The sequence below is a fragment of the Pseudomonas gessardii genome (genome assembly GCF_001983165.1).
In the GTDB taxonomy this organism is placed as follows: domain Bacteria; phylum Pseudomonadota; class Gammaproteobacteria; order Pseudomonadales; family Pseudomonadaceae; genus Aquipseudomonas; species Aquipseudomonas gessardii.
In genome coordinates, this window is sequence record NZ_MNPU01000041.1 from 45,166 (window position 1) to 54,457 (window position 9,292).

The 9,292-nt window shown below is 50.0% G+C and carries 6 protein-coding genes and 1 pseudogene; 6 read left to right on the top strand and 1 reads right to left on the bottom strand.

The window, feature by feature from the left end; genetic code table 11:
- The first annotated feature begins 90 nt into the window (after window positions 1–90).
- From BLL38_RS22755 to BLL38_RS22775, 6 genes and pseudogenes are all read left to right on the top strand, one after another.
- Window positions 91–948, top strand: coding sequence for a TnsA endonuclease N-terminal domain-containing protein (locus BLL38_RS22755; protein ID WP_061433812.1), 858 nt, complete (start codon window positions 91–93; stop codon window positions 946–948).
- Window positions 945–3,113, top strand: coding sequence for a Mu transposase C-terminal domain-containing protein (locus tag BLL38_RS22760; RefSeq protein WP_038444699.1), 2,169 nt, complete (start codon window positions 945–947; stop codon window positions 3,111–3,113). Before BLL38_RS22755 ends, BLL38_RS22760 begins: the two co-directional genes overlap by 4 nt.
- A complete protein-coding gene (locus BLL38_RS22765; RefSeq protein ID WP_032857199.1) occupies window positions 3,110–4,579 on the top strand; it encodes an ATP-binding protein in 1,470 nt (489 codons plus the stop codon). Before BLL38_RS22760 ends, BLL38_RS22765 begins: the two co-directional genes overlap by 4 nt.
- A 15-nt stretch (window positions 4,580–4,594) precedes the next feature.
- A pseudogene (locus tag BLL38_RS31490) lies at window positions 4,595–5,068 on the top strand (TniQ family protein); the annotation flags it as partial.
- Window positions 5,069–5,122: 54 nt separating this feature from the next.
- Entirely contained in the window at window positions 5,123–6,274 is a 1,152-nt protein-coding gene (locus BLL38_RS22770) for a TnsD family Tn7-like transposition protein (protein WP_227496890.1), read from the top strand.
- 317 nt (window positions 6,275–6,591) lie between these two features.
- Window positions 6,592–8,265, top strand: a complete 1,674-nt coding sequence (locus BLL38_RS22775; RefSeq protein WP_076964407.1) for a TniQ family protein — start codon at window positions 6,592–6,594, stop codon at window positions 8,263–8,265.
- Between the two features lie 386 nt (window positions 8,266–8,651).
- Here BLL38_RS22775 and BLL38_RS22780 read toward each other — a convergent pair whose 3' ends face one another.
- Complete coding sequence (locus BLL38_RS22780; protein WP_076964408.1) at window positions 8,652–9,176, bottom strand: arsinothricin resistance N-acetyltransferase ArsN1 family A; 525 nt, start codon at window positions 9,174–9,176, stop codon at window positions 8,652–8,654.
- Between the last annotated feature and the right edge of the window lie 116 nt (window positions 9,177–9,292).

Here is a 9,292-nt window from a genome sequence, read left to right on the forward strand (position 1 = left end):
GCTGTACCATGAACAGGTGGTGGGCGATTTTTTCCTATAACTATTTTTCAGGGCGAGGAGAGGCGGTCCCGGCGGACGAAGGAGGTAGCATTGCGCGGTCGTAGGTTTTCGTCTGAGACAGATATTCAGCGGCATATTTCGAATGGATTCGGTAGCGGAGCTGGTGCCAGTTATCTGCCGTGGCTGCGCGTCCAAGACGTGCCTTCCAGAGGACGCTCCCACAAGATCCAAGGTGTGAAGATCGATCGTCTCCACCACCTCTTTTCTGACCTCGAACGCGCTTATTTTTTGGTATGTGAATTTTCGGAAAATGTTGTGGATATACGCGAACAGTATCCACTGCTACCGCGAGAAAGTGCTCAAGCAATCGCGAGCTCTATGGGAGTGCGATACCCGAAGTATCCGAAGACAGTGCTTCCTTACGTTATGACCACGGATTTTTTATTAACGATAAAAAAGCCCGATGGCAGCTTTAAATCCGTAGCCAGAACAATCAAATACCGCAGTGACCTCGAAGGCAAAAAAGCCAGGAGGACGTTGGAAAAATTTGAGATCGAAAAGCGTTTCTGGACTGGCCAACACGTTGATTGGGCCATTGTCACCGAAGAAATGTTCAGCCCCGATTTGATCAAAAATTTAGGCTTACTCAGGAAGTTCGCTCAACTGCCGCGCGCCTTGGCAGAGCCATCATTACACACAGATTTTCTGGGGCACTTAGCGAGCTGTCGTCCCTACCCGTGGAGTACTGCTGAATCTCTGCGAAAGATTGCCGCACGTTTATTTATCTCCTATCAAGACTCTCGGGCTTTATATCATCACCTGATATGGGCTAAGTCGATCAAGGTAGATTTGGTTGGTACTCCCATTCAAATGACTGCACCACTACCAACATTTGAAATCATTGAGAAACCAATGAAAATTTCACTGACGGCGGAGGGCCTATCATGAAAGTCCAAGTCAATGATTGTTTCGAACCGCTTACTGAGTTTTCCGTCGTGCCGGGCTTCGTTAGGGTCTTGTACCTCAATGAGCGATACGATGCGGTCGTTTTGATCCAATTAACGGATCCGCCCCGCCAACCGATTGGTTTAGGCCTGGAGGAGCTTCGCGGATCCGTCATTGCAGGTGATACGAAGCTAGCCAAGGTCGTTACGCCTGAGTTTCTCTTAGTGTTAGAGGATGACTTGGATGAGAAAAAGAAGCGGGAAAGGGATGAAAAGTGGAACATCATCGCACCCCTGATCGACTCAGGTTATCCAGGTCAGATATTCGCTCCTGGTGAGATGGGTCAAATGGTCGGCGCTAGAGCTGTTGAGCTCGGTATACAGCGCAAGAGCATCTATCGGCTTCTGTACCGTTACTGGATCAACGGCCAAGTTCGAAATGCGCTCTTGAAAAACTATGCGGGCGTCGGAGTTCCTGAGCGCAAGTATGATCCCGCAAAGCCCCCGGGTAGGAAGCCAAGGTATCAAGGTATTGCCGTTTCACCGACCAAGGTTATCGATGCAGTGGATAAGCGCTGTATCCGTATCGGCTACTCGTTATTTGTCGGGGATAAGACTTCTACGATAACCAACGCCTATGTTGAGATGCTCAGGAGGTTCTATACCGCGAAAGACCTGTCGAAAAATCCAGAATCAGGCGGTCGTTTGCTACCCGAATCGGAAATTCCTTCCTTTAGACAGTTCGATTATTGGGGAAAGCAATATTTCGACGAGGTTGAAACTGAACGTGGCCGTAAGGGAATGCGTAAGTGGCTAAAAGATTGCCGCCCCCTTTCTGGAACCGTCCGTGACTGGCTTCGTGGCCCCTGCCATCAGTTTGAGATCGATGCCACCATTGCGGACATTTATCTCGTGAACGGATACTCCAGGCGAATGCTCATTGGACGGCCGGTTGTGTACGTCGTCATTGATAGCTTTTCCGGCATGATCGTCGGTCTCTATATCGGATTAGAGGGCCCGAGTTGGAACGGAGCCAGGCAAGCGCTTTTCAACGCTTTCACTTCGAAGGTTGAGTTTTGCGCTACCAATGGGGTCACAATCGATTCAGAGGAATGGGCCTGTCATCACCTCCCACATCACATCTACGCTGATCGAGGCGAGATGTTGGGGAAAGCAGCTGAGGGTCTTGCCACTGGCCTGAATATCGAGCTGGGAATCGCTCCGCCTTACCGCCCTGACTGGAAGTCGATGGTTGAGAGCCGGTTCGGTATCCTGAACAACCTGACAGGCATCAGGTGGCTTCCTGGTGGTGTAGCTGCTAGGGAGAAGGAACGTGGCGAGCGAGATTACCGACTCGATGCAACGCTGAGCATTAAAGAGTTCACCAAGATTATCATCCAGTGTGTCCTTCACTATAACCGCTTCAACAGGCAGCCCGACAGGCTCACTCAAGAGATGATGAACGACGGTGTCGATCCGACGCCGTCAGGTATCTGGACTTGGGCATTAGAAAATGGTCATGTCGAACCAAACAATCATCCCGACGAGATGGTCTATCTCCATTTGCTTCCGCGTGAGCAAGCGACGGTGCAAAAGGGTGGTGTGCTATTCCGAGGGATGCACTATGTCTGTGATGTAGCGATCGAGAACAACTGGTTTGCGAAGGCCCGTAGCCGCGGGGTTTGGTCGATAGAGTGTTGGTATGACCCAAATTCCTCAGCACATATTTGGATTCGGGGAGACAACAAACAGTTCATCCGTTGCGATTTGCGTAAGTCTGATAGCAAGTATGCTGGTTATCGATCCGATGAGATTTTCGATCTGCTCGAAGCTTACCGCCAGACTCCACCGACTCATAAACGTGCTGAGCTGGAGAGTCGGATTTCGTTGCTGGAGGAAGTTAATAAAGTCGTCAGCGGTGCGATCGCTGAGCGAAATGATGAGCCAGCGCCTGCGACCAAAGCTGAGATGATTGGAAATATTCGTGAGAATCGCGCCGTTGAGCGCCTCAAGGAGCGTGAGACCGCCCATGTGCCAGAGGGTGTGAGGATTGAATCGCCTGTGCTCAAGACAGAGATCTCCCAAGATCGCTCAGAAAACTTTGCCGGCCCTCGCAGCGCTCAGGTTATCGATATGCTCAAACGCCTCCGCCCAGGACAAAACTCATGAAAGGCGCCCAAGTTTTCGCAAGCTACACGAAGCAGGCGATAGCGGACTACGCGGGAAATCCACTCATCGAAGCGCTGCCACCGATCTTCTCAGAAGAGGTGGCAATGCAACTAATCTCGAACTTCCCCCGTCCTGTTGATCCAGAAGAGCTGACCCTCGACCGATCGACTCGGGTTCACTGCATCGACCGCTTGAGAACGGTGGTCCAGCCTTTGTTGGTCCACATGGATCTGGAGTCCGTATTTTCATTGCTGGTACGACGTGGGTACGTCGGACGCAACCCGACCTCTCCAGACACTGTCAGACATCTTCACTCACTTTCGGGCGCACAGCGCTACCACGATGGATTCAAGTCCACTGCCGAAACGTTCAGTCTGGTTGGCCTTAGTGGCATTGGAAAGTCCACCGCACTCGAAGCCATTTTGAGTCTCTACCCTCAAACGATTCGCCACGAGCGTTATGAAGGAAAGCAGTTCGTTCATACCCAGATCACCTGGCTCAAGCTTGACTGCCCCCGAGATGGTTCGCTGGCAGGCTTCTGTCAGCAATTTTTCTATGCGGTCGGGCGAGCTTTAGGTGATGAGGATTACTACAAGCGGTATAGGGCTCGGAACATCAATGACTCGTTGCAACAAATGGAACAGGTTGCGAGTACATTTTTCATCGGAGCTTTGCTGATCGACGAACTTCAGAACCTGCACCTCGCGAAAACTGGGGGCAAGGACAACATGCTGAATTTCTTCCTCCATCTAGTGAACAACATCGGAATTCCTGTGGTGTTCATCGGGACAAATTCGATGATCAGCCTATTTTCGGACGTCATGCGCAACGCAAGGCGTTGCTGCGGCGTCGGGGTACTCGAATTTAAACGTTTTGAGAAGGACGATGACGAGTGGCGCATGCTTGTTGAAAACCTCTGGAGCTATCAGTGGTACCAGCAGCCGGTCGAACTGACAGAGGATGTGTTTGATGCGCTGTATGAGCATACACAAGGGGTCACCGACTTTTTGGTGAAGCTTTTGGTGCTCAGTCAAAGGTATGCGATCCAGAGTGGTTCGGAATGCGTTACCGCCGAGACAATTGCGTTGGTGAGCAACACCAAGATGCAGATATTGAAGCCAGCTTTGTCCGCTCTGCGAAGCCGAGATCCGAAACGGATGCGGCAGTTCGATGATTTGCTTCCGATTGAAGACCAACTAAGCGACATGATGGCGTTCGATGGTGTGGCTCGGCCGGAGCGACTGGCATTGCTGCGCAGTGTCATCAGTCGCAGCGACAATAGTGCTACCAAACCTAATGTGGCGGCCGTTAACCAAGTCAAATCGCAGTCACCTGCGGCGGTGGCGGTTGAGACCTCAGAGGCACAGGCGCTAAGTGAAAGTGAAGACTCCATTGAGGCGTTGAAGAGCGCCGGTTGGATAAGCAGTGATCTCTTTGAGTTTTCTCCGTTGTATCGGAAGGGGTGAATTAAGGGTGACGAAATGGGGCTCAAATTCCATTTCTTTCCGGCCGTTTTCCACGATGAGACGCTTCACAGCGTTCTCTCAAGATACGCCCGGCTCTGTGGCGTACGTAGTTGCGCAGCAGTTTTCGATGGAGCGCAGTCCGCGAAATGCTTTTCGCAGAACGTTGCTTTTCCATGTCGACTAGCTGAGCTTGTCGAGGCGCTGCCGTGTGATACAGGCTTATCGCTAGCCGCTGTCATAAAGCGCCATACGCAACTGCCCTACTACGAACCTTTTTTGACCCCGCAACAGGTGGGCGACGCCAATATCTTGATGGCGGGAAACGGCAAGGGGTTGATGCTAAGGTTGGGGTTAATCGCGAGCCGACTCCAGTTTGCTTCGAGAGTGCGATTTTGCTTCGACTGTGTCGAACAGGACATGGCCTGTGTGGGAGCAGCGTACTGGCACCGTGTGCATCAGCTTCCAGGCGTTTTGATCTGTCCCCACCATGGAACTCCGTTGAGGCTCCTTGATTACCGCTGGTTGAGCAGAAACTCTCGAAGAATGCATTTACCGGACGATGAGGACGTTCAGTCTCACTCCATTTCGCTAGAGATCCCTCAAAATCTACAAAGTGCTCTGCACGAAATAGCGCAGCGTTCGATGCAGGTGCTTGAGACCGATGTTCCGCCATTATGTCCTGATGCGATTCGCTCGGTGTTTCTGGATAGCGCTATTGCCTTGAAAATGGCTTCCGATACTGGTCGGCTGCACTTAGGCATTTTGGCGCGACACATGTCTGCATTCTTTGAGGGGCTCCCCTCCTCAGGGGAGTACTCGATACTGAGCAAGTCGTCTGCGGATATACCGGCGGCCTGGATTGTGAAGCTTTTACGTAAGCCGAGGGGCACCCATCATCCACTGAAATTCATCCTGCTGGCCTGTGCGCTCAAGGTCGACATGGAAAGGATACTGCGGCCAAACGGTCCTATTACCGAGTCGCTTAGTCGAACTGCCAATACCGAAACTCCCTGTGGACGAGCTGCCAACAGATCTCCAACCAATCGCTCAAGCACCAATGAGTATATGAGTGAGGCATCTGAAACGATCTGGACGCTGGCGCTCTCGGGGGCTAACGCTAAAACCATAGCGTCAGAAACAAGGAGCTCGGTTACATGCGTCTATCGAATGATACGCGCGATTTCGAATGGACCTGACCTATGGAAAGAGGCGAGGCTTTCGAAACTTCTGGTTGATAGGAGGAACCGATTTGACGGGGAATACAGAGCTCGCCTAGCTCATGAGTGTCGAGATTATGTGTGGCTTCATCGAAACGATCGGCAATGGCTGTCCGAGCTGACACAAGAGCCAGGTAAAGCCCACAGACCGCGCGGACAGCAGGCAGAAAGATTCAAAGACCTCGACCTTGCCAACGAAGTGGTTCAATGCGCTGAAATGTTACGAGCGCTTCCAGGTAAACCTGTCCGCATCTCACGGACAAAAATAGGCAGAGAGCTTCATGTGTTATCTAGGTTTGAAAAGCAGCTCAACAAGCTGCCGCACTGTGCGGCTGCACTGGCAGCCGAATGCGAAACCCTTGATGCATTCCATCGGCGGCGCCTGAGCTGGGCCGAGCGGAAGCTAAAACTTGACGGCAAGCCAATCACTCAATCAGCGCTGTATCGAACAGCGTGTCTCAGAAAACTCCAAATATGAGTGAATGCACCCTGATCCGCGTATGAATATTGCTCTGTAACGCCGTCGGCACAAGCCTCTATATATATGAGCTGTGCGTGGATTCGATGTGTGAATTTTGACGAGGCGTGCAGTGAAAGTATTTATATGTGTGGTGTATTGTATTTTGACTCTGGCGTAAAAACTGCTGTTTTCTAATAAAATAATTGCTGGCTGTTCGCTACTGTATGGCGTTCATTTTTAAAAATCCTTACCCGGGTACACGGTGATATGTGATAAAAGAACACCATCCACAGGACTCGCGTCCTACCAGAACCCACGTTAGAAGTCGGCTACTCATGTCCAGTATTCTGTTTTTCCCAATGTCTATGCCAGACGAGACACTATTATCTCGTATTACGAGATACCATTTTTTGTCCGGAAACAAAACCGAGGCAGAAACCTTTCGTGATCTTTTTGGCGTTGCGCCATTTCAGCTATCTATCATACCGAAGCAATTAGAAAACCTTGCTTCTCGATTGCCGGGAGTTAAAGAAAGCAACTTGGCTGAGTTGCTTGAGATTAACACTACGTTCCCAGCCTACAAACCTTTTATAGGATTATCAAAAGAACCCTCTAAGGAGTTTGACAAGGTTTTATCTGATGTCGCTCGAGTGCCTAGGAGAGAAGGTACGAGGAATAGCAGAGCTAAAATTTGCTTGGCCTGTGTGCAGGCCGACCTCATAGAGTGTGGCTACGCATATTGGCACCGAGCTCATCATGTACCGGGCGTTACAGCGTGCTGGCGACATGGTGAAGAACTTCTTCAATCTTGCCCTAATTGCTCTCATCCTTTTTATCGTAAAAACCGATTGTTACCGGGGTTGACCGATGATTGTGCTTGCGGGTGGAACGCTGTTAAACCTGCGAACCGCTCACTCGCCTCAAATGAAGAGCGCGAGTTTGCAGTTTTTGTAAATGATATTCTGCAACGCAATCTGCCATCGATAGATTATACGGTTTTGGCTGCTTGTTATCGGCGTCAAGCAAAGAAGCAAGGGTTTGTTCATGGGAACCTAATTGGCACAGCTAAATTATTTAGCAGTATTCGTGATAAGTTCAGCGATAAAATTATTTCAAAAATTGATTTGGCATACGCAGCTGGAATTCGAAGTCAATGGATTAGGCTATCGACAACAAGAGGTCAAATTGATATGCCGTTGGCAAGGCATCTTTTAATATCTCTCCATCTTTTTGGATGTGCAGAAAAGTTTGAGAAATGCTTGGCAGAAGAGTCTCTACTTGCTAGCTCGGCAAACCCGACGGTCCGTCTTAAAGAGAAAACTTTGCCAGAACATAAGAAAAAGGCTTATCGAGAAAAAATCTCAATGCTACTTGAAGTGAAGCCAGGCATTGGTATGGACTATCTTTGGGTAAGTGCTTATCAAGTAACCCGTTGGCTCAACGAAAACGATAAGGACTGGTTGTTGAGTAAAATTACAGGGAACGTAATGCAGAAGAGTAGTGCCGAGCCGGCGGTGAACGATGAGGACGAAAAATACGCAACTATTCTTATAGAGGGCGTTGAGAACTTGTACCGCATCACCCAAAAACAGGTGCGAGTAAATATCAGTAACATGCTTGCACTTTTGCCGCGAAAAGTAAGTAGGCAGCGTGCGACTCGTAAGTCTTTCCCGTTGTTGTCAGCTCAACTTGAACTTCAATTTGAGTCTCTTTGGCATTTTAGGTTGCGGAGATTTATATGGACGATGTCGGAGATCGCGAGGCTTAAGTTACCGCCAAACAACTCCAGCTTGAGATTATTGACAACAGTACCTCATGTGGCCTGCCAGGCTCTCATAAATCACTTCGAGTGGAATTTAGACAGCATGGTTAAGGACGGCATTAAGGTTGAGGTTATGCTTAGAAATACCGGCGTCTCGCGGCAATGGGAAGGGCCACTAGGTTATGATATTCCCATGGGTGGCAATGCATACATGGAGATGATCGCGTCCAATTCAAAGCCCCAGTAGATATTTTTATGGCGTGGCGCAGTTGCTCTGGATCCGGTGATTTCTGTGGCTTATTGCTGGGCGTTGGATGTCATTGTTAATACCGACGCCTATTGCGTATTGATCGGGCATTGGATGTGCACCGATAGCAGCGGTTTACGCATATACGGGATTTATGCCGCATACGTCGATTTCGCGTATTCAATGTCCGCAGACATCGGTATCTATCTCAACGTCGATTCAAGCATGAGCAGGGGAATTACGTCGCTAGCGCAATCCACTCCAGTGGGCTGCGTAATTACATAGGCTTGACCACCTATTTGCATTCGACTTGACCAGTTAGGCCGTGATTGATTGTTTCGCTGTACGTAGCCTGACTGACAAGATTTTAAGTGTGATAGAGAACCCTAACAGCCGCTTAATCCATTTGATTCAGTCTTGGTTGCAGCCATTGGTGTTAGCCACGGCATTTGATTCGTAGGAATGAGTCGCTCGACAATTGCGCAGTCGATCCAACGACCGTCAAGGCATGCATGTTTCTCGTAAACCCCGACTTGGCGGAATCCGCAAGCTTCGCACAGGGCGAGACTGGCGCGGTTAGATGTGAACACGCGAGAAAGGACTTTCCAAAATCCACGAGCTTCTGCCTCTTTAAGCAGCGCCTGAAGGAGATTCTTACCCAGCCCTTGGCCTCGCACCTCACGGCTCATGTAAATCGAAAAGTCAGCGATGCCGTCATAGCACGCGCGATTGCGGTAGTCACTAAGGCTCGCCCATCCGATGACCTTATCGTGCTCATCAAGCATCACCAGAACGGGATAACGATCATGAGCCTCAAGTCGCTCTAGCATGTCATCAGGGTTACGCGGAGTGGTCTCGAACGTGGAACTTCGTTCCGCAATCCCTTGGTTATAAATAGTGGGCGGTTGCAGGAGCTGAGTGCAACACGGTTATTGAATTGACGCAGGAGCATCATATTGCATAGCCAAGGCTTTCTGCATCACTTCGCTCATGACTTCGATAGGACATTTGAAATCGAAGCGCTTAC

Coding starts and splice junctions, on each gene's coding strand:
- BLL38_RS22775 (WP_076964407.1), top strand. CDS start 6,592: ATGTCCAGTATTCTGTTTTTCCCAATGTCTATGCCAGACGAGACACTA.
- BLL38_RS22765 (WP_032857199.1), top strand. CDS start 3,110: ATGAAAGGCGCCCAAGTTTTCGCAAGCTACACGAAGCAGGCGATAGCG.
- BLL38_RS22760 (WP_038444699.1), top strand. CDS start 945: ATGAAAGTCCAAGTCAATGATTGTTTCGAACCGCTTACTGAGTTTTCC.
- BLL38_RS22770 (WP_227496890.1), top strand. CDS start 5,123: ATGCATTTACCGGACGATGAGGACGTTCAGTCTCACTCCATTTCGCTA.